The sequence below is a fragment of the Streptomyces sp. NPDC057565 genome, from assembly GCF_042801455.1.
Taxonomy (GTDB): Bacteria; Actinomycetota; Actinomycetes; order Streptomycetales; family Streptomycetaceae; genus Streptomyces; species Streptomyces yanii.
In genome coordinates, this window is sequence record NZ_JBHVFU010000001.1 from 146,319 (window position 1) to 169,729 (window position 23,411).

Here is a 23,411-nt window from a genome sequence, read left to right on the forward strand (position 1 = left end):
CGCCGCAGGTCGGAGGCCGTGTCGGAGGAATCCGGCACGGCCTCTTGATCGTTCCTGGGAGCCGGTGGGCGACGACGGGCGGGCCGACGCTCCTTGACCGCGTCGGCGTGAAGCCCGGTTGTCCCACGAGCGGTGGTCGGCGCGGGGCACGCGGTCCGGCGAGACGCAGGGAACGCCGCCGCGGGGTCCCGCGAGGCGGCGTTCCCTGCGGTGTCCGTCAGCCGAGGGCACGGCGGCCCGGTGCCGCGAGGGCCGGGTTCCAGCCGCGTCGGGGCACGGAGTCGAGGAGCAGGCGTGTGTAGGGATGTTCCGGGGCATTCAGCACCCGGTCCGTCGGGCCGGCCTCCACGAGCCGCCCCGATTTGAGCACGATGACTTCCTCGGCGATGTGCCGGACCACGGCGAGGTCGTGGGTGACGAAGAGGTAGCCGATCCCCGATTCGCGCCGGATCACGGCGAGCAGATCGAGGATCTGGGCCTGGATGGACACGTCGAGCGCTGCAACCGCCTCGTCGAGGATGAGGACGCGGGGTTCGACCGCCAGGGCCCGGGCGATGGCGACGCGCTGGCGCTGCCCGCCGGAGAGCCGTCGGGGCAGGGCCTTGGCCTCCCGTTCGCCGAGGCCGACCTGGCTCAGCAGTTCGGCGACCCGGGAGCGACGGGCGTCCGCGTTCAGTCGGGTGTGGAGGCGCAGGACCTCCTCGACACAGCCGGCCACCGTCACCCGCGGGTCGAGGGAGAGGTACGGGTCCTGGAAGACCATCTGGATCTCCCGGGCGCGTGACAGTCGTTCGGATCGGTTCCGGGGTCGGGCCGACCGGTCCCGGCCGTCGAGGCGGACGGTGCCGCCGTCCGGCCGCTCCAGGCCGACCAGCATGCGTACGGTCGTCGTCTTGCCGCTGCCGGACTCTCCGACGACGGCCAGGGAGGACCCGGGTGCCAGGGTGAACGACACGTCGTCGACGGCGGTGTGGTCCCCGTACCGTTTGCGCAGCCCGTCGACCACGAGCCCCTTCGTCGTTCCGGTCACAGCGTGATCCCTTCGTCGGCGCGGTGGCACGCGGTGAGACCGTCGCCGTACCGCGCCAGTACGGGGGTCTCTTCGGAGCAGCGCGGCTGCGCGTGCGCGCAGCGCGCCGCGAAGGCGCACCCTGGCGGCGCCTCGGCGAGGGAGACGGGACGGCCGGGGATGGGCCGGGGGGTCGGTGCGCCCGGTTCGATGCGGGGGGTGCAGGCGAGCAGCCCCGACGTGTACGGATGGCGAGGCCGGTCGAACAACTCGTCGGTGCCCCGGGTCTCGACGATCCGGCCCGCGTACATGACGTACACGCGGTCGCAGATGGCCGAGGCCAGTTCGAGATCGTGGGTGACGAAGAGGAGTCCGGTGCCCTGTTCGGCCCGCAGGCGCGTGAGGATCGCGATGATCTCCGCCTGCGTCGTGACGTCCAGGGCCGTGGTCGGTTCGTCGGCGACCAGCAGGGCGGGCTCGCTCGCGAGGGCCGCGGCGATGACCACCCGCTGGAGCATCCCGCCGGAGAACTGGTGCGGAAAGCGGCGAAGCGCGCCCCGCGGATCGCGGATGCCCACGGCGTCGAGGAGAGCCTCGGCCCGGGTGGTGGCCACGGCGGCGGACAGGCCGGACGCGCGCAGCCCCTCGGTGACGAAGTCACCGACCCGGCGCAGCGGATTGACGGCGGCGCGCGGGTCCTGGAAGACCATGGCCACCTGCCGGGCCCGCAGTGCGGCAAGCTCCGTACGGTTCATGGTCAGCACGTCCCGGCCGGCGACCCGTACCGTCCCGCTCGTCCGCGCCCCGGCGGGCAGCAGCCCCAGCACACTGCGGCAGGCAACCGACTTGCCGGAGCCGGACTCGCCGACCAGGCCGACCGTCTCCCCCGGCAGGACCCGGAGACTGACGCCGTCCAGGATCGGCCGGGCTGCCTGCCCGTCCGGCAGCCGTACGCCGAGCCCGTCGATGTCGAGTACGGGGGAGCCGTCCCCGGTGCTTCGCACCTGAGGGCTGTCCTGGGTCATGGCACTCACCGTTCCCGCTTCGCGATCCGGTCGGCGAGCCCCTCGCCGACGATGCCGAACGCCACCACGGCGAGCACGATGCACGCGGACGGCGCGAGGGCGGGCAGCATCGCCCCCTGCTGGAGGGCCGACTGGCCCTCGTTGATCATGGCGCCCCAGTCGGCGGTGGGCGGCTGCACACCGAAGCCGAGGAAGGAGAGCGCCGCCAGGTCCATCAGCGCGTACCCGAAGTTCATCGCGGACTGGGCGAGGACCGTGGGCGCGATGTTGGGCAGCAGGTGCCGCAGGCAGATCGTCCAGCCGGACCACCCCTGCACCCGGTAGGACTCGATGTACGGACGGGCCTTCTCCTGGCGCGCGATGCTTCGCACCAGCCGTCCCACATACGGGGTGTAGGCCACGGCCATGGCGATGACCGGAGCGGTCATGCCGGAGCCGACCACGGCCACGAGGAGAATCGCGAGCAGCAGTCCGGGGATCGCGAAGACCATGTCCATCGACCGGGAGAGGACCGTGTCCGCCCAGCCGCCCCGCCAGGCGGCGATCACGCCGAGCAGGGTGCCGAGGAGCGTGGAGACACCGACGACGAGCAGCGGTCCGAACAGACCGGTCCGCGCGCCATGGATCAGCCGGGACAGGACGTCGCGCCCCGATTGGTCGGTGCCCAGGAAGTGGTCTCCGGTGGTCCCGACCAGACTCGCCGACAGGTCGAGCGACTCGGGGTCGTGCGGTGCGAGGACGGGTGCCAGGACGGCGACCAGGACGAGCGCGGCCAGGACCACGACGGCTGCGGTGAACATGGGGCCCTGGCCGAGGACCCGGAGGCCGCGCAGGCCGGGGCGGCGGCGCAGCGTATCGGGTGTTCCGGCCGCGGGAGTTGCTGTGGTGGTCATGAGGAGCCTTCCCCCCGGAGGGACAGCCGCGGGTCGATGACCGGGGCGAGCAGGTCGACAGCGAGGTTCACCACGACGAAGGCCGCCACACTGAGCAGCGTGATCGCCTGCACGACGGCGAAGTCCTTGGCCGTCACCGACTGCACGAGCAGGGAGCCGATGCCGGACACGTCGAAGGCGGTTTCGACGATCGAGGTGCTGATGAGCAGACCGGCGAGCATCGTGCCGCCGACAGTGACGACGGGGCCCAGCGCGTTGCGCAGCACGTGTCGGCGGATCACGGCCCGACGCGCGACACCGCGGGCGCGCGCCACCTCGACGTGGTCGCGTCCGAGTTCGTCGAGCATCGCCGAGCGGGTCACCCGGGCGAGCAGTCCCGCGAAGGTCAGCGCCAGGGCGAAGGCGGGCAGCGTGAGGTGGTAGAGCCGGTCCGGGAAACCCTCCGGGGTGCCACCCGGTCCCGGGAACCAGCCCAGTTGGACGGAGAACAGCGAGACGAGCGCCATGGCGCTCACGAAGGAGGGCGTCGCCGTGGCCACCCCCGTGCCGAGGAGCACCGCGCGGTCCACCGGGCCGGGGCGAAGCGCGGCAAGGAGACCGGCCCCCACACCGAGGACGGCGACCAGCAGCGCCGCGTATCCCACCAGGAGGGCGGTGCCCGGAAGTCGGGAACCGATGAGGCTGCCGACGTCCTGGTGGAACTGGGCGGACCGGCCGAAGTCGCCGTGCAGCACGCCTCCGAGCCACTTCGTGTATTGCAGGGGCAGCGGGTCGTCCAGGTGGTACTGGGCTCGCAGCGCCGCCGTGGCCTCCGGCGTCGCCGGGCGGCCGTGCAGCAGGAAGGACACCGGATCGCCGGGGGCCAGGTGGACCGTGCCGAAGACCACCAGGGAGGTCACGAACAGCACCGTCGCGAGGCCGAGGAGCCGTCCGACGAGATAGCGGGTCATGGCTTCGCGGCCCCGATCATTGCGGCCCACGGGTAGTACAACTGCGCGATGCCGGTGGGGGCGCCGGTCACGCGGCTGCCGAGGAAGACCGAGTACGGCGACTCGTACAGCGGGATGATCGGGAGTTCGCGCACCGCGATCCTTTGGAGCTCGGCGGTCAGGTCGGCGCGGGCGGCAGGATCGGCCTCCGCGTTCGCCCGGTCGAACGCGGCGTCGTACTCGGCGTTGGACCACTTGCCGTAGTTCCCGAAGTCGCCGGTACGCAGGTACTGGTAGAACTCCAGCGGGTCGGGGGTGTTGTCGTAGCCGTTGGTGATGACGAGGTCGAGGCCCTTGCGGGCGTTGGGGTCGACGAAGATGCTGCTGTACGCCTCCGGGGCGACCGCTTTCAGTTGGACGTCGAGGCCGATCTGCCGGCCGGCCGCCTGGACGGCGTTGGCGGCGACACTGATCTCGGGCGCGAGCGAACTGGTGGCCACGGTGACTTTCCGGCCCGTGGCGCCGGCCTCGACAACGAGCTTCTTCGCGGCCTTCAGGTCGTACGCCGGCTCGGGCAGGGCGTCGAAGTAGCCGTCGGTCTTCTCCGGAGCCAGCGCCCAGGCGCCGCGCGCGGCAGGGGCCTTGGAGGGGACGCCGATGCCGCCGGCGGCCGCCTTGATGATGTTCTTGCGGTCGAGCGCCATGGACAGGGCCTTGCGGACCTTGAGGTCCCCGAGGGTGCCCTTGAAGTCGAGGACGGCGAGGTTGGCCGCGGCGGTGTTGGGGCCGAACAGCACGCTTCCCTTGCGGCTGGAGCGCAGTTGCGCGAACGAGGCGGAGGGCACCATGTACCCGCCGTCGGCGGTACCCGAGAGGAATGCGTTGGAGCGGGCGGCCGGGTCCTCGATGAAGGTGAACGTCACCTTGTCGGCCTTCGGGGCCAGCGACCGGTCCCAGTACGCGGCGTGCTTCTTGAGGGTGATGGTGTCGCCCTGGGCCCAGTCGGTGAGGGCGTACGGGCCGGTGCAGTTGACCTTGCCCCCGGGGCCGCCGTAACCCTTGCCGGCCTTGGCCAGGAAGGCAGCGCTCTCGACGGTGCCGGGGGAGGCGGCCATCAGTTCGTTGAGGAGGACATCGGGCTTGGAGAGCCGGATTGTCACTTCCAGGGGGCCGGTCTTCTCGATGGCCTTGACGTTCTTGAACGAGGACGCCCAGGGCGAGCCGGTGGCCGGGGCCATCTGGCGCTTGAGGGAGGCGACCACGTCGTCGGCGGTCATCGTCGTCCCGTCGTGGAACTTCACTCCCGGACGCAGGGTGTACACCAGGGTTTTTGGATCCGGCTGGGTGTACTTGACCGCGAGGCCGGGCTGGATCTTCATGTCGGGCGTGACCCGCAGGAGCTGCTCGCACACGTTGGCGAGCACGGTGTTGGGCGGGTAGTCGTACGCGAGGGCGTAGTCGAGCGTGTAGGGCTCGGCGTAGAGGGACCAGGTGAACGAGTCCAGTGGGCCCTTCGCCGGCGGTGAGGTCGGGGTGATCCGGTAGGCGGGGCCGGCGCCGTTGCCGGCGGACCGGGGGCCTGTGGCGCCGGAGCAGGCGGTGGCGGTGGTCGCGACGGCGACGGAACAGACGAGCAGCGCGATGACTCTGGGCATGCGCATGGAGACCCACCCCTTTACGGGTGTAGTGACGGGCGCTGGGGAATGGAGCGAGTATTGTTGCGGGAACGTTCCCGCACAAGGCTTTGCGGGAACGGTTTTGCTGAGGTCGCGGGGGTGGCAGCATCAGCCCATGACAAAAGCTGCTTCGGGGCGTGGTTGGCCTTCCTCACCACCCACACCTCCGCGCGTACGGCTCGTCGACGTGGCCCGCGAGGCGGGACTGTCCAAGACCACCGTCTCGGCGGCCCTCAACGGCACCGGGCGGCTTTCCCCAGCCGTACGGGAGAAGGCCAGGGAGACCGCGCGGAGGATGGGCTACCGGCCCAACGCCACCGCGCGGCAACTGCGAGCGGGACGGGCCCGGCTGATCGGATACGTGGTGGGCGAATTCGCCGGTGCCCCCTGGGCGTTCCTGGAGTCGCCGTACTTCGCCCAGCTGACGAGCGCCACCGCGGCGGCCGCACTCAAGCGCGGCTACGCCCTGGTGCTGCTGCCCGCGGGAGAGCTGCACGGCGAGTGGGCCGACCTGCCGCTCGACGCGGTGATCGTCGCCGACCCTGTCGCCGACGACCGCATCGTGGAGGACCTGCTCGCCGCCCGGATCCCGGTGTTCACCGACCGCTCCGTCGAGGGACGGCCGGGAGCGCACTGGGTCGACGTCGACGTCGCCGCGGCCGTGCGCGAGACACTGGACCACCTCAAGGCGCAAGGTGCCCGGCGGCCCGCGCTCGTGCTGCCCGACAGTACGACGCGATTCCACGTGGGGGTCCTTGCCGCCTACCGCGAGTGGTCCGCCGCGCAGGAGCTGCCGGAGCAGGTCGTGCTCGCCGCCGCAGCCGGCAACGGACCGGTCGTACGAGCCGTGGAGGACGCCCTGACCGGGGCCGACCGGCCGGACGCCCTGCTCGTCGTGGCCGAGGTCAGTCCACCGCTCGTCCTGGAAGCGGCGCGCCGCCACGGATACGACGTACCCGACGATCTGCTCCTGGTGTGCGTCAGCGAGGACACGACGGCCGTCCACACCCAGCCGCCGGTGACGACGCTGAGCCTGGGGCCCCGGGAGGTTGCGGAGGCCGGGATCGAGCTCCTTGTCGCCGCGCTGGAAGAGGGGAACGCCGGGCCGTCCGGATTGCTGGTGCCGACCCGGCTCCAGGTGCGGGCGTCCTCGCTGCGTACGAGCTAGTGCCCCTCCCGGCAAGCTTTGCCCCGTCGCGCCGCCCAGCACGCACGCACCGGACGACGCTCCTCATGAGGCAAACATTGCCGGTCACGGCACCAGGCTGAGCCGGCCCGGGCGGCAGGCTCAGGCGGCGTGCACGAGCGTGCCACCGACGTAGGTCCGCAGGACGCGTGCCTCGGCGATCTCCTCCGGCGGCGCCGTGAAGATGTCGCGGTCCAGGACCACCAGGTCGGCGAGGTTGCCGGGACGCAGACTGCCGGTGTCGTCCAAGCCGTTCACATGGGCGGTGCCCGCGGTGTAGGCGGCGACGGCCGTCGCCAGGTCCAGGCGCTGCTCGGGGAGGAAGACCCGGCCGTCGGTGGCGCCGGGCTCCATGCGGTTCACCGCCACATGGAGGCCTTCGATCGGGTCGGGGCTGCTGACGGGCCAGTCGCTCCCGGCGGCCAGGGTGGCGCCCGCGCGCAGCAAGTCGCCGAACGGGTACTGCCAGGCCGCGCGCTCGGGGCCGAGGAAGGGGATGGTCAGTTCGTCCATCTGGGGCTCGTGGGCGGCCCACAGCGGCTGGATGTTCGCGATGGCACCGAGCCGGGCGAAGCGAGCGAGGTCGTCGGGGTGCACGACCTGGAGATGGGCGAGATGGTGGCGGTTGCCGCGGTGCCCGTTGGCCTCGACGGCGGCCTCGATCGCGTCGAGGGCCTCGCGGACGGCCCGGTCGCCGAGCGCGTGGAAATGGACCTGGAAGTCAAGGGCGTCGAGCCGGGTGACATGGCTGCGCAGTTCCTGCGGGTCGACGAAACTGAGGCCGCTGTTGGCGGTGGCGCATCCGCAGCCGTCGAGATACGGGGAGGTCATCGCGGCGGTGAAGTTCTCGGCGATGCCGTCCTGCATGATCTTCACGGAACGGGCCCGGAACCGTCCGTGGCTCAACTTCTCGCGCAGTGCGACCAGCTCGTCGATCTGCTCGGCACCGCGCTCGCGGTCCCACCACAGCGCGCCGGTGACCCGGGCGGTGAGCGAGCCGTCGCGGGCGGCGGTCAGATAGGCGTCCGACGGATCGGGCCTGCCGCTGAACACGCCGAGCAGGGCGTCCTGCCAGCCGGTGACGCCGAGGGAGTGCAGGAGCTTCTGGGCCCGCAGCAGACCGGCGAGCCGGTCCGCGGGGGTGCTCGCCGGCACCAGGCGGGAGACCAGCGCCGTGGCGCCCTCCTGGAGCATCCCGCTGGGCGTACCGTCCGGTTCGCGCTCGATGCGGCCGTCGGCCGGGTCGGGGGTGGCGGCGGTGATTCCGGCCAGCTCGAGCGCCCGGGTGTTGGCCCACGCGCCGTGGTGGTCACGGTTCGACAGCAGGACCGGCCGGTCCGGGACCACGGAGTCGAGCAACTGCCGGGTCGGCAGACCACCGTCGAAGCTTTCCATCGACCACCCGCCGCCGGTGATCCACAGATGGTCGGGGTGGGCGTTCGCGTAGGCCCGTATCCGGTCCAGGTACTCCTCGACGCCGACGGTGCCGGTCAGGTCGCACTCGGCCAGCTCCGTCCCGCCGAACACCGCGTGGATGTGGGCGTCCTGGAAGCCGGGGAGCAGCAGCTTCCCCCGCAGGTCGACGACTTCGGTGCCGGGACCGATGAGCTCGTGCACGTCGTCGTGCCCGACAGCGGCGATCCGGTCGCCGACGACGGCGAGTGAAGTGGCCCGGGTGCGGGCCGAATCGGCGGTGAAGACGGCGCCGCGGGTGAAGACCAGATCGGCCGTGGTCATACGGTGCTCCAGAACGTGAGGAAACATCAGGTGGGCGCCATGCAAGCTGCTCGGTCATTTACACGTCAATGGTGTTGTCGTAAGGTCGCCGCATGGTCGAACGTGTGGTTCCCGAAAGCGGGCGGCGCAGGCGCAGGCCGACCAAGCAGGGCGCCGTCCTCTCCGAACGGATGATCGTCGAGACCGCGCTGCGTCTGGTCTCGCAGCACGGTGCGGAGGCACTTTCGGTACGGCGGCTCGGTGCCGCACTGGGCGCCGACCCCAGCGCCATCTACCGGTATTTCCGCAACACCGACGCACTGCTGCTCTCTCTCGCCGACGAGCTCATCGGCCGCGCACAGGAGGGCTGGGAGCCCACCGGCGACTGGCGTGCCGACCTCCGTGCGATCGGTCTGCGGATTCATGCCTCCTACCGGTCCAACCCGCAGGCCGCCCTTCTGGCGGCGCACCGCACGACCGGGCGCGCCCACGAGACCCGGGCCGTTGAGACGATCCTCGGTGTCCTGCGCTCGGCGAACTTTCCGGACCCTCTCGTGGTGCGGATGTACCACGCCTTCGTCGACCAGGCCCTCGCCTTCGCGGCCCAGGACGCCGCCGCTCTCGCCCTTCCGCAGGCCTCCCACGAAGCGGACGCGGAGGTCTGGCACGCGGTGTACGGCAAACTGCCGGCCACCACGCACCCGAACATCGCCGCGACCTTGCCCCTGCTCGCCGACGACATGCGCGGCAGTGGCTATCCCTTCGCTCTGGAACTGATGCTTGATGCGATGGCGGCGCGCCTGCCCGCCGCAAGCGTTCCGGCGGACGGCTCCGGGGACCCCCGCACCCGGGCCCGACGGCCCGCGAGCCGGGCCTAAGGGCTGTCCCGCAATCCCTGGCGGGCGCACGACGACAGCTACGGCACCTCGCTGTGTTGTCGGAACGCCCGAATACACCCAGTATGAGGACGCCCCTCCGCCTTGCGATGCACCGCATCTGACGCCGCGCGCTGATCCACCAGGGATTACGGGACAGCCCTTAGCCGAGCTCCAGAAGGCGTGGCCACGACCTTTCCCCGCGGCTCGTCCGGGCCGGATTCGGTCTCCTGCAGGGCGGCCTTGTGGGTGGCCCCCGGCCGGGCCGATGTCGCCCCCTGGCCGCGGAGTTCGGGGCTCGGGGACCGTATCGGGGCCTCCCACGGTGAGGCAGCCGCACCCTCCGAGGCCGGGCCCCTGCTGCGTACCCCCTCCGACGGCGACGCGATCGCCGAGGGGGACCGTGCTTTCCTGGCCCGGTGGGGCGACGGCCTCGCACCCACTGAGGCGTGCGACGCCATCGGAGACGCTTATGTCAACACCATTGACCTTGATGTCCCGCGGACGGTCTCATAGCGGCACTTCGGAGGCCTGTACCTCCGCGATCCGAAGGAGTCCGCCCATGAACCACCTCGCCTCGCTCCGGGACGCCGCACCGACCCCGTTCTGGCTCGACGACCCCGGTCGGCCGCAGTCCGCGGCCGCCCTTGTCGGCGATACGACCTGCGACCTGCTCGTGGTCGGCGGCGGGTACACCGGGCTGTGGACCGCCCTCGTCGCCAAGGAGCGCGATCCGTCCACCGATGTGGTGCTCATCGAGGCGGACGAGGCCGGCGGCGCCGCATCCGGCCGCAATGGCGGATTCTGCGAAGCCAGCCTCACCCACGGACTGCACAACGGACTCCAGCGTTGGCCCGAGGAGATCGGCCTCCTGGAACGGCTCGGTCGCGAGAATCTCCAGGCCATCGAGGAAGCCGTGGAACGCCACGGCATCGACTGCTCCTGGGAGCGCACGGGCTCCCTGATCGTGGCCACCGAGCCGTATCAGGTCGACGGCCTGAAGGAAGAGGCCGAGGCCCTCACCCGCTACGGCGGCAAGCCGGTGCTGCTCGACGCCGAGGCCGTCCGGGCCGAGATCGACTCGCCGACGTTCCTCGGCGGCCTGTGGAACAAGGACGACGTGGCCATGGTCAACCCGGCCCGGCTCGCCTGGGGGCTCAAGCGCGCCTGCCTCGACCTCGGCGTCCGTATCCACGAGCACACACCCGCCACCTCGCTCGACGAGCGCGGCGTCGGGATCACGGTTCGTACTCCCTACGGCCGGATCGGCGCCCGGCGCGTCGCCCTGGCCACCAACGCCTACCCCTCCGTGCTCCGACGCCACCGCCCGTACACCGTCCCCGTGTACGACTACGCCCTCATGACCGAGCCGCTGACCGAACAGCAACTCGCCTCCGTCGGCTGGCGCAATCGGCAGGGCTTCGCGGACAGCGCCAACCAGTTCCACTACGTCAGGCTCTCCGCGGACAACCGCATCCTGTGGGGCGGCTACGACGCCGTCTACCGCTACGGCGGCCGGGTTCGCGCCGAGCACGACCAGCGGCCCGAGACCTTCGCCACCCTCGCCCGGCACTTCTTCACGACCTTTCCGCAGTTGGACGGGGTCCGGTTCACCCACGCCTGGGGCGGTGCCATCGACACCTCCACCCGTTTCTGCGTGTTCTTTGACACGAGTCACCATGGGAAGGTCGCCTACGCGGCCGGGTTCACGGGCCTCGGCGTCGGCGCCACTCGGTTCGGCGCCGAGGTCATGCTCGACCTTCTCGCGGGCGAACACACCGCGCGGACCGAGCTCCAGCTCGTCCGCCGCAAGCCGCTTCCGTTCCCGCCGGAGCCGGTCCGAGCGGCGGGAATCGGCATCACCAAGTGGTCGATGGCGCGCGCCGACCGCAACGAGGGCCGGCGCAACCTCTGGCTCAGGACGCTCGACCGCTTCGGCCTCGGCTTCGACAGCTGACGCCGGGCCGTCCGCATCCCCACCCTCCCGCTGATTCTCCTTCGCGCGACCGGACCTGCTCCCACCGGGATGCATGGCTGAGGAGTTCCGGCATGTACACACCCGAAGTGCAGTCCGCATGTACGGCGTGAAGGTCTCCGTTCCCGAGACGCTCCGGAAGATCCACAGCGTCGTCGAACACGACGCCCCCCCCCCGCAACTGAGCCGCACACAGGAGTCCTCTCCCCATGACCGACACCCTCGTCCGAACCGGGCACGGCCCTGTGCGGGGTGAGATCCGTGAAGGCGGCCTGCGCTTCCTCGGCATCCCGTACGCCCGGCCGCCCGTCGGCGACCTCCGCTTCGCCGCGCCGGTGCCGCCCGAGCCGTGGACGGAGCCGCTGGACGCCACGGCGTACGGGCCGACGGCTCAGCGCCGCCCGTTCGCCGAGGTGACGACCATTCCCGAGCCGTCGATCCCCGGCGCGGGGGTGCTCAACCTGAACGTCTTCACGCCGGACATCGCCCCCGCCCGGCCGTTGCCGGTCCTGGTCTGGATCCACGGCGGCGGGTATGTGGCCGGCTCGGCCGCCAGTCCCTGGTACGACGGGGCCGCGTTCAACCGGGACGGTGTCGTCCTGGTGTCGATCGGCTACCGGCTCGGCATCGAGGGCTTCCTGCACCTGGAGGACGCCCCCGACAACCGGGGTGTACGGGACTGGATAGCCGCCCTGAAATGGGTCCGCGACAACATCGCGCGCTTCGGCGGCGACCCGGCAAAGGTCACCGTCGCCGGCCAGTCGGCAGGCGGTGGCGCCGTCCAGACGCTGCTCGCCGTGCCCGCGGCCCAGGGCCTGTTCCGGGCGGCGATCTCTGTTTCCGGCGCGGTCATGCGGCCGCAGGGCAGAGACGTGGCCGAGGCGGTGTCGACGCTCTTCACCGCCCGCACCGGCACACCGGCCGCAGCGGCGGCACTGCGCGACCTGACGGACGACGAACTCCTGCGCCTCCAGGACCGGTTGAGCGAGCCTGGCCCGGACCGCGACACACTCCCGATGCTGGTCCTCGCGCCCTTTGCCGACGGCGAGCTCATTCCCCGGCCCGTGCCGGAGGCGCTCCTTCACGAACAGGCGGGCGCGGACGTGCCGTTGATGATCGGCTTCACCGCCCACGAGTTCCACATGATCCGCCCCGCCGAGGTGGGCCGGTCCGTCACGGACGAAGTATTCCGAGCCCCTGCCCTCGCCATCGCCGAGGCCCGGGCCCGGGCCTCCTGCCCCACCTGGCTCTACCAGTTCGAGTGGACCGCGACGGCCCCGGCCTTCGACGGCCTGGCGCATCACTGCGTGGACATCCCCTTCGCCTTCGACCTCCTGAACGCCCCCGGCGTCCCCGAGGCCGTGGGTGCCCACCCGCCCCAGCAGCTCGCCGACGCGATCCACGCGTCCTGGGTCCGTTTCGTCCGCGACGTCGACCCGGGCGCGGCCTGGCCGCCCTACACACACGACACCCGCGCGACCCGCATATGGGCCACCGAACCCCGCACACTGCACGACCCACTGCGTCGCGTACGTGAGACATGGCTGACCTGAACAGCATGCTGTATACGGCCCGACCGTCACCATCGGCGCCCCGGGGGTCGCCGAGTGGCGGCCGGGCCGAGGCCGTCGGCTGTTGCGGGGCAGCGCCGGGCTCAGGACCGATGCAGCGCGGAACGCCGGCGTTCGGGCATCGTGTCGCCGTACTCGACATCGACATCGCCGACCAGGAGGCCGGTTCGGCGAGCCCCGCGGGGACCGCCCGGCGCCCGCACGGCCGCCATCACCCCGAGCATCAGGACCGGGTGTCACGCACCGGACCGCGCCGGACTCGGCCGGAGACAGGTCCCGCCTTTTCGAGCCACGACTGTGCTCAGCCGACGGCAGTGCCGAACCACTTGGGCAGCCGGCCGAGCAGCTCCTCCTGATCTTCACCGACCCATGCCACGTGACCGTCCGGCCGCAGCAGCGCCGCGGGCACGTCCAGTTCCTCGCTGACGTCGACGACGTGGTCGACCCGATCCGCCCAGCCCGCCACCGAGAGCCGGCCCGTCTGGTCGAGCAGCAGTCCCCGGCCGCTGTGCATCAGCTCGTAGAGGCGCCCCCGCTTCAGCTCCACGTCCCGCAGCCGCTTGCCGAGGAGTTCGTGGCCCTCACCGAAGTCGTAACGGACCTCGATCGCGGTGATCTTCTCGATCAGGTACCGGTTCACCTCCTCGAAGTCCATCAGCTCCGACATCAGCCGGCGCACTGCCCGGGGTCCCGGCTCGGTGGACATCAGCTGCATCTGTGCGCGGGTGTTGTCCAGCACGTCGGCGGCCACCGGGTGCCGTTCGGCGTGGTAGCTGTCAAGGAGACCCTCGGGCGCCCAGCCGCCCACCGCGGCAGCCAGTTTCCAGCCGAGGTTGAACGCGTCCTGGACACCGAGGTTGAGGCCCTGCCCGCCGGTCGGCGGGTGGATGTGCGCCGCGTCGCCGGCCAGCAGCACCCGGTCGACCCGGTAGCGCTCGGCCTGCCGGGTGGCGTTGCCGAAGCGGGAGAGCCAGCGCGGTGAGTGCGCGCCGAAGTCGGTGCCGGCGTACGCCCGCAGCTGCTGCTTGAACTCATCGAGGGCTGGCGCGGTCGTACGGTCCTCGGCCACCCCCTCGGCGGGCACGATGACGCGGTACGTACCGTCGCCCTGGGGCATGACGCCGAACCGCGTCTGGGTCTTGCGTACTTCGGCCACCACGGCGGCCAGCTCCTCCGGCGACGCGGTCAGCTTCATCTCGCCCAGCAGCGTCTCGACCGTGGAGGGCTCACCGGGGAACCCGATGCCGAGGAGCTTGCGCACCGTGCTGCGGCCGCCGTCGCAGCCGACGAGGTAGCGCGAGCGAAGCTGCGTGCCGTCGGCCAGCTCGACGGTCACCCCGTGCTCGTCCTGGCTCAGCCCGACCAGTTCGCAGCTGCGCCGGATCTCGGTGCCGAGTTCGGTGGCGTGCTCGGCCAGCAGGCGTTCGGTGACCTGCTGCGGGATGGCGAGGACGTACGAGTGCGCCGTGTCCAGCCGCTCGGGCCACGTCTGGCCGAGGCCGGCGAAGAAGCCGCCGACTGTGACCTTCTTGCCGAGCGAGAGGAATCGCTCCAGCAGACCGCGCTGGTCCATCACCTCGACACTGCGCGCGTGGAGACCCTGCGCACGGGACTGCACGGTCGGCTCCGCCTCCTTGTCCAGCACGAGCACGCGCACGCCGTGCAGCCGCAACTCGCCGGCCAGCATCAAGCCGGTCGGACCGCCGCCGGCAACGATCACGTCAATCATGAAACCCCCCAGTCAACACATGTGCATTTCGGCCGGCTGCTCCGCGTAGCGCGGCGGCGCGCACACCCGCACCTCTGTGCCGAGTGCCCACAACCGCACCTCGACGCCCACCGACAGTCCGCGTCCCGCAAGACCCATATGCCGACAAAGCGCACGTATTTCGCGAAGCCCTGTTTTCCTCAGGTACCGGCTTCGGTCGGAGATTCTGCAGCACGACCGGGGTCTTGCCGCAAGGCCCCCCGTGCGCTATATGTTGAGAGTGGCAAGGAGTGGGCAATCTCCTTGCCTTTGCTTTGTGTCGCGTCCGTCGAGCGGGTGGATCCGGTGTCCGACGGACCGGCCTTGCCCCGGCCTTGCTCGCAGGCGGCGACGCCACCCCGTGGGGGACCGAACCGTCGCTGGGGCGTCGGCCCTCTGCCCGATACTCACCGCGGTCGACGCCGGCCAAGGCCTGATCCGGTCACCTGCCGGCGCCGAGGCCGGCCGGTCATCCGTATCCGAAGATCCGTGCGATGAAGAACGCGGCAAAGATGACCGATCCCAGCAGAATGAGTCCTGCCCATAGGGCGGGGTGTTCCCAGATGCCTCCGTCCGGGCGTTCCTGGTGGGCTTCGCTGATGGAGCCCTCGGCAGGTGGTGTCTCCCCTGGGGGATTCAGTGATATAGCCATGCCTCCACCCTCTCTTGCTCGCATCCCGTTCGCATGGGGCCCAGGGCGGTGATCCCGCTGTACGCGCGGCCGGGGGAACGGCGGGCGTAACTCTGCAGACGACAAGGAGCGCGATTCTCCCGCGGTTCGAGCATGGACGCGCCACGTCAGCAGGGTCGTCGCCCCGCACGACCAGAGCGATCGTGCGCATCGGACCGCCCAGGTCGGCCCGGGGTACCCCCGGGGGGTTAGGGACCCCGCCCCTGCATCCCCGGACCACGCACGATGCGCTGACCTCAGGACCGGCCGGGCACGCCGACACACGCGACCCGCTCGGCCAGGCCGGATCCGTAATTCCCGATCCCGGGGCCCGAGCTCGATTCCTTTCACCCGCTCCATGCAAAGGCCGCGCCACCGCCGGTAGATCTTTGCAGCAGCGTCACAAGGGCTGCGCATCATCTTCGGCGGGTGCCAGTAGCGTTGCTGCCCGCTCGATCCCGCGTGCGAAAGCCCGAGACAGGTCGCCGGCATCCCTGGCGGCGCAGCCAGCACAGAAAGATCGCAGATGGACTACTGCTCCGCGTGCCGCCGGATTCTCAATGGGGCACTCGTGTGTCCGGGGTGCGGCGCATACGCTCCCGACATTGCCCCGCCCGCCCAGCGCCTCCCCGGCGCGGCCGCCTCTACTGCGACGACCAGGCAGGCATGGAGCGCGGAGGAGATGTCCGCTCCGGTGTCCTACCTCGGCACTCAGCACTCCGATGCCGAACCGATCGGCAGCGGCGCATTCGGAGACGCGGTGGATGCCTCGGGCGCTGGTTCGATCAGCGGCCACGAAGGCACTGCCTCCACCGGACAGGGCCGGGCGGCTCGGCGTCGGCAGCTGGCACGTTGGAAGAAGAACAAGCGTCGGGCCGCGGCCGCAACGGCCGTTGCCCTTGTCGGTGGCGGCCTGACCGTTGCCGCGCTGCCGTCCACCAGGCCTTCCAGCAGCCACACACACGCAGCCTCACCGCCGGAGCCGGTGACCGCGGCCACACCCCGGACAGCGACCACCGACTCGGTATCGGAGCAACCGGACACCCAGGTTTCGCGGCATCCCGACCCTCACCCACCCACGACAACGAGCCGACAGCGGAGCGCCACCGTTGCCGCCCCTCACACGGGGACGACGAGCCGGCAGCCGAAGGCCGCCGCCACGGCCCCGTCTCCCGTGAACCCGAGCGCAACGCCGCACACCACACCCGAGTCGGCAGACGCGACGCACGTCGGCAACGCCGACACCCCGGCCCAGGCCCCGGAGACGACCTCGCCCGCTGCCGCCGAACGCCCCGACGCAGGACCATCGGCTGTGAACCTCCTGCCGATCACGTCGCCGGGTGATCCGACATCTCCGAATCAGATCTGCCTGATCGCTGTGTGTATCGGCTGACCGCCTCGTTGCCGTTGCACGCAGACATCCACTCGCCCTGACGGAATCGCCCACACCCGCGCTTCCGCGACCTGGGGCCGGTGGCGGTCCTGCGCCCGGGGGGTGAGATCCAGGTGGGCATGCCCTCCTCGGCGCAGCGGGCGCCGAAGCCGCCGCGGGGCAGAGATTTTCCGACCATCTGCACGCGTACGGTTCCGGTGACCAGGTCACGGCAACGGGACCGGGTCGACTCGATCCCCGGACGACCATCAGGCCGCGAGAACATCCGGCCCGCCCCACGCCACGACGTCCACACAGTCCGCAAACCAGGCACCGCGAAACCGCGACGGAAGAAGTCAGCGACCCCACGACCGCACCGCGCAGGTGAAAGATCGAGTCAGGGACGGTCGCAGACCGGGTCGTCGATCGCGCTCACGGTGAACGGGGGCTCCCCCGGGGGGTCGTCGTTCTGGCTGTTCACCACGTAGAGCCGGCAGCCGTGGCGGGCCAGCGTGGTGGGCAGGTCGAACGGCTCGCCCGTGATCCGGTGGGTCACCGATCCGGTGCGCAGCTCCTCGTCGAGCGAGGCGACGTAGACCCCGCTCGGGGCGCCGTAGTTGAGCACCGCGTACAACGTTCGTCCGCGCAGCAGCATGCCGTCGGCACCGAAGGACGCCCCGCCCAGATCCAGTTGACCCACTTCCCGGGTGGCGACGTCGACCCGCCACACGGCCTCCGTTCCGTTGGAGGCCACCAGCAGGGTTCGCCCCGACCGGTCCGCCACGATGCCGTTCAGCAGCCAGTACTGCGCCGGGAACTGGGGGAAGGCGGAGCGGATGTCGAGCCAGGGCTCCAGGGGCCCGAGTTCGCCGTCGTGGATCTCGGCGCGGTGCACGACGGGATTGGCCCAGTCCGTGACGTAGACGGCGTCCTCGGTGATCACAAGGTCGTTGAGGTCGGGCGCGCCGAGCGGTCCGCTCTGTGCGGTGAGCGTGGCCAGCAGGCGCCCGCGGCGGTCGTGGACGGTCAACTCGGCGCCTCCCACCGAGAAGACCCGACCCTGGGCATCGGTGTGCACCCCCAGGGTGCTCGTACGGTCCTCGACGCCGTCCGCGCGGAAGGGACGCAGGCGGGGGGCGTGGACGTTCCCCCGGTACAGTGCGCCGGTGCCGTCGGAGGACACGTACATCGTGCCGTCGCCGTCGATCGCGATCCCCTCGGGCAAGACCCCTGGGGACCGTGCGACGACATAGGTGCGCGGCAGATCGTGCGCGACAGCCGGGATGGGTCGGGCTGCCAGGCCGGCCAGCAGGACCGAGGCGCCGAGACACAGAAGACGGTTGGTGCCGGGCATCGTTGCGACCTCCGGGTACACATGGGTGGGCCCCGCCGCTCGGGGACGCTTGAGAGCCTGCCCAGGGCGCCCCGCGACCGCATGGCCTTTCACGTCTGGGCGAAAGGCTTCACCCGGACCGTCACATTCGCCGATCCTGCACGGCCTCACCCCGTTCGTCCGGGCCCTGCTGGACGGCGAGCTCCGGTCCTTCTCGGCCAAGGACGGTCCGGCTCCGGGCCGGGTGGGCCCCTGCGGTCATGCGTGGGCCGCTTGCGCATGCCAGTTTCTACTGACAGGAGATGTCAGTGGAGCGCTGCTAACTTCCCGGCCATGAACGCCATAGTCGAACTCCGGCAGTACACCCTGCACCCGGGCGCCCGGGACACGCTGGTCGACCTCTTCGAGCAGGAGTTCGTCAGAGGTCAGGAGGCGGTCGGTATCACCGTCGGCGGCCGGTTCCGGGATCTGGACGACCCGGACCGCTTCGTCTGGCTGCGCAGCTTCCCGGACATGACTGCGCGGGCCCGAGCGCTGCACGCCTTCTACTACGGTCCCGTCTGGCAGACCCACCGCGAGGCGGCCAATGCGACCATGCTGAACTCGGACGACGTCCTCCTGCTGCGCGGACCGGGCTTTGCGGCTCCTGACGCCGCGAAGCCGGTCGTCGCGACCATCTGCCACCCCTTGGACGTGGCCTTCGCCGACCACTTCGAGCAGTACCTGAGACCCCGGCTGACCGCCGCCGGAGCTCCTCCGCAGGCGGTCCACCGCACCGAGCACGCGGAGAACAACTTCCCCGCACTGCCGGTCCGTACCGGTGAGGACGTCATGCTCTGGTTCACGGCGGGGGAGGCAACACCCCTTCCGGACCTCTCGGCCCATCTGAAATCGGCTCCGCAGCAGCTACGGCTGGAGCCCGTCCGGGGGCGGCGGTCCTAGGGCGTGTGTCGGAAGTCCCGCCTGCCCCGCGATGCCCGCCACGCACGCTCGCTGCGTTGTCGGGCTCGTCCACGTACGTCCAGTACGAGGACGACCCTCCGCCCTGCGATCGCACGTACCGGACGCCGCCGGGCCCACCCTTCGGGCGGACGGCGGGACTTCCGACACACGCCCTAGGAGGAGCTCACAGAATGGGCGCCCGGCTGTCCCGTCATTCCTGGTGGATCAGGGCGCGGCGTCGGATGTGGTGGCATCGCAGGGCGGCGGGGCGTCCCTGTACGGGGCGTGTTCGGGCGTCCCGGAAGCCCAGGATCGGCAACCGCTGTCCGGAGTCGTCGACACTCGCTGTCGACTGTGACCGTCGCAGCCGGCCCGGGTCGCGAAGGCAGAGAGCTTTCGCTTTGATCAGGTGACAGCGTCGGCCGGACACCCCGTGCCTGTCGTGTGCGTGCGTTGTTGAACGTAGCGTGCGCGGCTATGGACCAACCCACAGGATGCACGCACCAGGGTCTCGGTGCGTGTCCGGTCCGTGCTGCCCCGGCGAACCTCTGCCCGCAAGAACACCGGTGAGCGCGCGAGTGGCGTGCCGCCACCCCGGGGCGGGGGACGGCGGCACGCCACTGGTTCCTGAGGAGCGCCCGCGGTCAGTGGCGGGCTGGGGTCGGGTCAGCGGCGGTTCCAACGGTCGCCGTAGCGGTGGTTGCCGTAGCGGTGGTCGCGGTCGCGGTCACGGCCCCAGGATTCGGTGTCGACGACCCGGCCGTCGTCGTTGCGCAGCGTGGCGCGGTCGGAGTGGTTGCCCCAGACGTAGTCGCTGCGGTCCTGGTAGACATCGGTGCGGGTGTCACGGCCATAGCCGGTGTGGACCCGGACCGTGGCCTGGCCGGCCAGGCGCAGGTCATCGAAGCGGTATCGGTTGCCGTCCCTGTCCGACAGCGTCCACCCGTCCAGATTCACCGCCCGGCGACCGGTGTTGGTGACCTCGACCCACTCCGCGTTCAGCGAACGGTTGGAGTAGTTGTCACGGCCCGGGCTGTTGTACTGGATGTCACCGAGTACCACCCTGGAGTAATCCTGGTGGTGACGGCCCCGCTGGTGGCCGTCGTCGGCGGACGCCGGCATCGCCGCCACGGCGACGGCGGATCCGGTCGCCAGACCGGTGGCGACGAGACGACGGACGGTAGGGGAAGCAGACACTGATGTCCCCTCACGTCAGAGGCGCCCAGGTCCGGAGAAGGGCCATGCTGCGCGATACGGGTCCCGGCCCAACAAGCCGAGGACCCACACCTTGGAACACCCGCCCCGGCGCCGGCGGAGACTTCGACCCCCGTTACACAATGCGGACATTTCGGTAACTGGCAACTGTAACGGTCACGCACCCCGTGTAGGCGTGCCCCTGACATTCACTGGGAGTGGCATCCATTCCGGCCGGGCTCGGCGGCAAGCCCTTTCCGGCCCCTGGCGCACCCCGCCGCTCCGCACCGTCCTCCATCACCAACACCGCACCAATCGGGTAACAGGCGCAATACTTGATAATTCGGACAGCGGCGCGATGGTCACACACCCACGCGACAGTTCGCCGAGTCGTCGGCAGTGACAGATCCAGCTGGTGCGGAGACCGGAGCTCTTCCCGGCGGGCCGCTCCGCTCTCGGCGAAGCAGGGCACGCAGGCTCAAGGGCCCTGTTTGAGTGGGCCGATGGAGATCTTGGTACTGGGTGGAACGGCGTGGGTGGGCCGCGAGGTCTCGCGGCAGGCACTGGAACGCGGGCATCGGGTGACCTGCCTGGCCCGCGGAGAGAGCGGCGAAGTGGCAGAGGGTGCGGCGCTGGTCGCCGCGGACCGGCGCGACCCGTCGGCATACGAAGGACTGGCGGGCCGGGACTGGGGCGCCGTGGTCGAGGTGTCGTGGCAGCCGGGTTTCGTCCGTGGGGCGCTGGCGGCGCTCGGCGAGCGGGCAGGCCACTGGTCGTACGTGTCGTCGGTCAGTGCGTACGCCTCTCACGCGGAGCCGGACGCGGACGAGTCGGCGGAACTGCTCCCGGCGTCCGAGCGGGACGAGGTCGACCGCGAGGAGTACGGGGAGGCCAAGGTGGCCTGTGAGGAAGCCTCGACGGCCGCGGTGGGCGGCCGCCTTCTCATCGCGCGGGCGGGACTGATCGGCGGCCCGGGCGACCACAGCGGCCGCACCGGCTACTGGGTCGGCCGCGCGGCACGCGACCCGCTGGCGCCGCTGCTGGTGCCGGCTTCCCCCGGCATCCCGACGCAGGCGGTCGACGCGCGGGATCTCGCGGCGTGGCTGCTCGACTGTGCGGAGAAGGGGACGACCGGAACGTACAACGCGGTCGGCCCGATCGTGCCCTTCGGGGAGTGGGTCGCACTGTCGCGGGAAATCGGCGGGCACACCGGGCCGGTGGTGGAGGCCGACCCCGACTGGTTGCTCGGGCAGGAAGTGGGTCAGTTCATGGGCCCGGAGTCGCTCGCGATGTGGATGGCCGACCCGGACTGGGCCGGCTTCAGCGCCCGCAACGGCGCCGCAGCGAGCGCGGCCGGGCTGCGACACCGGCCCAGAGCCCAGCTTCTGGCGGACGCGCTGCGGTGGGAGCGGAAAGAGGGTCTCGACCGACCTCGCCGGGCCGGCCTGAGCACCGAGCGTGAGCGTGTTCTCCTGGACGCGCTGAGGTAGCGGGGCGCGGCGGCGCGCCGCGCGAACCGGGGTGGAGGATCCGACGGGTCGCCGGCGTCGGCCGCATCGGTGATCCGCCGGCCGGCCCCGGCGCGGTCGAGCTGCGCGCGGTCGACGAGGTCCGGAACGGCGGCGGTGAGATGGTCGCCGAAGGCCCGGGCGCCAACGAGGGCGGTGAGGGGGTCGGCCGACTCCGAGGCCCCCCCACGCCGACCAGTCGCGTCGGGCCACCCCGCGGCCCGTCGCAGCGGCCCGGCGCGGGCTCGTCGGCCGCCGCCCAGGCCCGCCGCCTCCGCAGCCCGCTGGTTCGTCTCGCCGACCTGGTCGGCATCCAGACCGCACGCGGTCGACAGGCGAAGCAGTGGGATGCAGGGGCGGCGGGAGAGAAAGCCACCGCGGAGCGCCTCAAGTCCTTGGCCTGGCGAGGCTGGACCGTCCTCCACGACCGCGCGCTTCTCACCGGCCGGGCGAACGTCGACCACCTGGTCGTCTCGCGGACCGGAGTGGTCTTTGTGGTCGACAGCAAGCGGTGGTCCGCCCGCTACCGGTTGCGGGGCGTCGCTGGCCGCCTTTTGCACGGCCAGGTCGACGTCACCGAGCGGCTGCGCGGCATCCGGCACGAAGTCCGCTCGCTCGCCGACGCCCTCGGCTGCCCCTGTCATCTCGATCGTCTCCATGGAGGGCGCCCCGATCGATGGCGGAGAGCTGGTCTTCGACGGCATCCGCATCGTCCCGGCTGACCGCCTCGTGCCCGTCCTCCGAACCCTCGGCCGCCGCAAGGCCGCTACCGGCCCGCACCCCGGCCGGCTCGCCGCCCGCCTCTTCAAGCCGTACCGAAGGAAGTGACCCGGCCAAGGCCGCGACGAAGTGGACACCCGACGCTGCAGCCTCCTCTGAACTCAGCCTTTCGGGCTGGACAATGAGCGCCTCCCCGATTCAGTCAGCACGTGGTTCTTTCAAGGGCGCGCCGCTTTTCTCGGTGCCGCACAGTCGATGGGTGAGCACGGTGCGGTGCTTGTTCACCCGGTCAAGGGCGAAGGCTGCGATGAGAGCGCCCACCATGGGGGCGAGCAGGTACACCCACAAGAACGACAGCTGCCAGGACACCACGGCCGGCCCGAACTGGCGTGCCGGGTTGACTGAGCCTCCCGTGGTGGTGCCCAGTAGGGCGATCGCTGCGCCGATCAGCAGTCCGACCAGGCCGGGGACCAGGGGTGCCAGGCGGGGAGACTGCAGGAAGAACCCGACGAGACAGACGATGACACCCATGCTGGCGGCTTCGGCGACGAACAACTCGGCTGCCGTCCAGCCTGCGCCGGGCTGCAGCAGGGCGTAGGAGGTCGGAGGCTTCGTGGCTGCGGGTCCCCACACGGCGCCGGCCAGGAGTACTCCGAGAACGGATCCGATGAGCTGCGCCACGATGTAGGGGACCACGGACACTCCCGGGAAGACACCGAAACGCCACATTGCGAAGGAGATTGCCGGATTGATGTGCCCGCCACTTATCCGGCCCGGCCGGCTGAGGATGAGAGCGGCAATGAGTAGCCCGACGGCCACGCCGACAATCAGCAACTGCAGATGAATCTGATTGATCGCATCAGAAATATAGGACGGCCCTATCACCCACCGGACGATCGTGGTGACACCAAATAGCAGCACAAACGCCAGGAGGAATTCCAGAGAACTGTGACCCACGATCACTGCCGGCGACGGAGAGGGTTTACCTTCTCGGCCGGTCGGTCTTGATCCGTTTGGCGATGCGGGAGTTTCTGGCATGGTGATCCTTCAGGGCTGAAAGAGCGGATTCA

Annotated in this window: 19 protein-coding genes; 8 read left to right on the forward strand and 11 right to left on the reverse strand. The window is 70.9% G+C overall.

The genetic code is table 11. The features are described from left to right. Nucleotides 1-217 precede the first annotated feature (217 nt). Genes ACFU8W_RS00660 through ACFU8W_RS00680 form a run of 5 tightly spaced genes read right to left on the reverse strand, consistent with a single transcriptional unit; the run spans nucleotide 218 to nucleotide 5,517 of the window. Nucleotides 218-1,030 (reverse strand): ABC transporter ATP-binding protein, encoded by an 813-nt coding sequence (locus ACFU8W_RS00660; protein WP_384030930.1) that lies wholly within the window; start codon nucleotides 1,028-1,030, stop codon nucleotides 218-220. After that, a complete protein-coding gene (locus ACFU8W_RS00665) occupies nucleotides 1,027-2,034 on the reverse strand; it encodes an ABC transporter ATP-binding protein (RefSeq protein WP_384030932.1) in 1,008 nt (335 codons plus the stop codon). The genes ACFU8W_RS00660 and ACFU8W_RS00665 overlap by 4 nt, the downstream gene beginning before the upstream one ends. A gap of 5 nt (nucleotides 2,035-2,039) precedes the next feature. Beyond that, a complete protein-coding gene (locus ACFU8W_RS00670; protein ID WP_384030934.1) occupies nucleotides 2,040-2,927 on the reverse strand; it encodes an ABC transporter permease in 888 nt (295 codons plus the stop codon). Beyond that, entirely contained in the window at nucleotides 2,924-3,877 is a 954-nt protein-coding gene (locus ACFU8W_RS00675; RefSeq protein WP_345515823.1) for an ABC transporter permease, read from the reverse strand. The genes ACFU8W_RS00670 and ACFU8W_RS00675 overlap by 4 nt, the downstream gene beginning before the upstream one ends. After that, on the reverse strand, nucleotides 3,874-5,517 hold the full coding sequence (locus ACFU8W_RS00680; protein WP_384030937.1) for an ABC transporter substrate-binding protein: 1,644 nt from the start codon (nucleotides 5,515-5,517) through the stop codon (nucleotides 3,874-3,876). Before ACFU8W_RS00680 ends, ACFU8W_RS00675 begins: the two co-directional genes overlap by 4 nt. Before the next feature lie 130 nt (nucleotides 5,518-5,647). Between ACFU8W_RS00680 and ACFU8W_RS00685 the strand changes: the two genes are divergently transcribed. Next, nucleotides 5,648-6,700, forward strand: a complete 1,053-nt coding sequence (locus ACFU8W_RS00685) for a LacI family DNA-binding transcriptional regulator (RefSeq protein ID WP_384030939.1) — start codon at nucleotides 5,648-5,650, stop codon at nucleotides 6,698-6,700. A gap of 120 nt (nucleotides 6,701-6,820) precedes the next feature. Here ACFU8W_RS00685 and ACFU8W_RS00690 read toward each other — a convergent pair whose 3' ends face one another. Further along, a complete protein-coding gene (locus tag ACFU8W_RS00690; RefSeq protein ID WP_384030941.1) occupies nucleotides 6,821-8,455 on the reverse strand; it encodes an amidohydrolase in 1,635 nt (544 codons plus the stop codon). A gap of 92 nt (nucleotides 8,456-8,547) precedes the next feature. On the opposite strand from ACFU8W_RS00690, the gene ACFU8W_RS00695 reads away from it, so the two are divergent. The 3 genes from ACFU8W_RS00695 (at nucleotide 8,548) to ACFU8W_RS00705 (ending at nucleotide 12,837) form a co-directional block, all read left to right on the forward strand. After that, nucleotides 8,548-9,312, forward strand: a complete 765-nt coding sequence (locus ACFU8W_RS00695; RefSeq protein ID WP_384030943.1) for a TetR/AcrR family transcriptional regulator — start codon at nucleotides 8,548-8,550, stop codon at nucleotides 9,310-9,312. 559 nt (nucleotides 9,313-9,871) lie between these two features. Then, entirely contained in the window at nucleotides 9,872-11,266 is a 1,395-nt protein-coding gene (locus ACFU8W_RS00700; protein ID WP_384030945.1) for an NAD(P)/FAD-dependent oxidoreductase, read from the forward strand. A gap of 227 nt (nucleotides 11,267-11,493) precedes the next feature. Further along, on the forward strand, nucleotides 11,494-12,837 hold the full coding sequence (locus ACFU8W_RS00705; RefSeq protein ID WP_384030947.1) for a carboxylesterase/lipase family protein: 1,344 nt from the start codon (nucleotides 11,494-11,496) through the stop codon (nucleotides 12,835-12,837). 319 nt (nucleotides 12,838-13,156) lie between these two features. Here ACFU8W_RS00705 and rox read toward each other — a convergent pair whose 3' ends face one another. The 3 genes from rox to ACFU8W_RS00720 all read right to left on the reverse strand — a co-directional run bounded on the left by rox (nucleotide 13,157) and on the right by ACFU8W_RS00720 (nucleotide 17,998). Beyond that, nucleotides 13,157-14,584 (reverse strand): rifampin monooxygenase, encoded by a 1,428-nt coding sequence (gene rox, locus ACFU8W_RS00710; RefSeq protein ID WP_384030949.1) that lies wholly within the window; start codon nucleotides 14,582-14,584, stop codon nucleotides 13,157-13,159. Between the two features lie 487 nt (nucleotides 14,585-15,071). Then, a complete protein-coding gene (locus ACFU8W_RS00715; RefSeq protein ID WP_345515775.1) occupies nucleotides 15,072-15,254 on the reverse strand; it encodes a DUF6480 family protein in 183 nt (60 codons plus the stop codon). Nucleotides 15,255-17,041: 1,787 nt separating this feature from the next. Further along, nucleotides 17,042-17,998, reverse strand: a complete 957-nt coding sequence (locus ACFU8W_RS00720; RefSeq protein ID WP_384030951.1) for a hypothetical protein — start codon at nucleotides 17,996-17,998, stop codon at nucleotides 17,042-17,044. A 312-nt stretch (nucleotides 17,999-18,310) separates the two neighbouring features. On the opposite strand from ACFU8W_RS00720, the gene ACFU8W_RS00725 reads away from it, so the two are divergent. After that, entirely contained in the window at nucleotides 18,311-18,919 is a 609-nt protein-coding gene (locus tag ACFU8W_RS00725; RefSeq protein WP_384030953.1) for an NIPSNAP family protein, read from the forward strand. Between the two features lie 666 nt (nucleotides 18,920-19,585). Here the strand turns inward: ACFU8W_RS00725 and ACFU8W_RS00730 are convergent. After that, nucleotides 19,586-20,116 carry a lamin tail domain-containing protein gene (locus tag ACFU8W_RS00730; protein WP_384030955.1) on the reverse strand — a complete coding sequence of 177 codons (531 nt, stop codon included), beginning with the start codon at nucleotides 20,114-20,116 and terminating at the stop codon, nucleotides 19,586-19,588. 500 nt (nucleotides 20,117-20,616) lie between these two features. On the opposite strand from ACFU8W_RS00730, the gene ACFU8W_RS00735 reads away from it, so the two are divergent. The 3 genes from ACFU8W_RS00735 to ACFU8W_RS00745 all read left to right on the forward strand — a co-directional run bounded on the left by ACFU8W_RS00735 (nucleotide 20,617) and on the right by ACFU8W_RS00745 (nucleotide 22,449). Next, a complete protein-coding gene (locus tag ACFU8W_RS00735; RefSeq protein ID WP_384030957.1) occupies nucleotides 20,617-21,603 on the forward strand; it encodes an NAD-dependent epimerase/dehydratase family protein in 987 nt (328 codons plus the stop codon). A 140-nt stretch (nucleotides 21,604-21,743) separates the two neighbouring features. Continuing rightward, nucleotides 21,744-22,343, forward strand: coding sequence for a nuclease-related domain-containing protein (locus ACFU8W_RS00740; RefSeq protein ID WP_384030959.1), 600 nt, complete (start codon nucleotides 21,744-21,746; stop codon nucleotides 22,341-22,343). Next, complete coding sequence (locus tag ACFU8W_RS00745) at nucleotides 22,279-22,449, forward strand: hypothetical protein (protein WP_384032070.1); 171 nt, start codon at nucleotides 22,279-22,281, stop codon at nucleotides 22,447-22,449. The genes ACFU8W_RS00740 and ACFU8W_RS00745 overlap by 65 nt, the downstream gene beginning before the upstream one ends. 90 nt (nucleotides 22,450-22,539) lie before the next feature. On the opposite strand, the gene ACFU8W_RS00750 is transcribed toward ACFU8W_RS00745, so the two are convergent. Then, the gene (locus ACFU8W_RS00750) at nucleotides 22,540-23,379 is read right to left on the reverse strand and encodes an MIP/aquaporin family protein (protein ID WP_384030960.1); all 840 of its coding nucleotides are present in this window, start codon (nucleotides 23,377-23,379) and stop codon (nucleotides 22,540-22,542) included. Between the last annotated feature and the right edge of the window lie 32 nt (nucleotides 23,380-23,411).

Coding starts and splice junctions, on each gene's coding strand:
- ACFU8W_RS00665 (WP_384030932.1), bottom strand. CDS start 2,034: ATGACCCAGGACAGCCCTCAGGTGCGAAGCACCGGGGACGGCTCCCCC.
- ACFU8W_RS00670 (WP_384030934.1), bottom strand. CDS start 2,927: ATGACCACCACAGCAACTCCCGCGGCCGGAACACCCGATACGCTGCGC.
- ACFU8W_RS00675 (WP_345515823.1), bottom strand. CDS start 3,877: ATGACCCGCTATCTCGTCGGACGGCTCCTCGGCCTCGCGACGGTGCTG.
- ACFU8W_RS00680 (WP_384030937.1), bottom strand. CDS start 5,517: ATGCGCATGCCCAGAGTCATCGCGCTGCTCGTCTGTTCCGTCGCCGTC.
- ACFU8W_RS00685 (WP_384030939.1), top strand. CDS start 5,648: ATGACAAAAGCTGCTTCGGGGCGTGGTTGGCCTTCCTCACCACCCACA.
- ACFU8W_RS00690 (WP_384030941.1), bottom strand. CDS start 8,455: ATGACCACGGCCGATCTGGTCTTCACCCGCGGCGCCGTCTTCACCGCC.
- ACFU8W_RS00695 (WP_384030943.1), top strand. CDS start 8,548: ATGGTCGAACGTGTGGTTCCCGAAAGCGGGCGGCGCAGGCGCAGGCCG.
- ACFU8W_RS00700 (WP_384030945.1), top strand. CDS start 9,872: ATGAACCACCTCGCCTCGCTCCGGGACGCCGCACCGACCCCGTTCTGG.
- ACFU8W_RS00705 (WP_384030947.1), top strand. CDS start 11,494: ATGACCGACACCCTCGTCCGAACCGGGCACGGCCCTGTGCGGGGTGAG.
- rox (WP_384030949.1), bottom strand. CDS start 14,584: ATGATTGACGTGATCGTTGCCGGCGGCGGTCCGACCGGCTTGATGCTG.
- ACFU8W_RS00715 (WP_345515775.1), bottom strand. CDS start 15,254: ATGGCTATATCACTGAATCCCCCAGGGGAGACACCACCTGCCGAGGGC.
- ACFU8W_RS00720 (WP_384030951.1), bottom strand. CDS start 17,998: ATGCCCGGCACCAACCGTCTTCTGTGTCTCGGCGCCTCGGTCCTGCTG.
- ACFU8W_RS00725 (WP_384030953.1), top strand. CDS start 18,311: ATGAACGCCATAGTCGAACTCCGGCAGTACACCCTGCACCCGGGCGCC.
- ACFU8W_RS00735 (WP_384030957.1), top strand. CDS start 20,617: ATGGAGATCTTGGTACTGGGTGGAACGGCGTGGGTGGGCCGCGAGGTC.
- ACFU8W_RS00740 (WP_384030959.1), top strand. CDS start 21,744: ATGGTCGCCGAAGGCCCGGGCGCCAACGAGGGCGGTGAGGGGGTCGGC.
- ACFU8W_RS00745 (WP_384032070.1), top strand. CDS start 22,279: ATGGAGGGCGCCCCGATCGATGGCGGAGAGCTGGTCTTCGACGGCATC.
- ACFU8W_RS00750 (WP_384030960.1), bottom strand. CDS start 23,379: ATGCCAGAAACTCCCGCATCGCCAAACGGATCAAGACCGACCGGCCGA.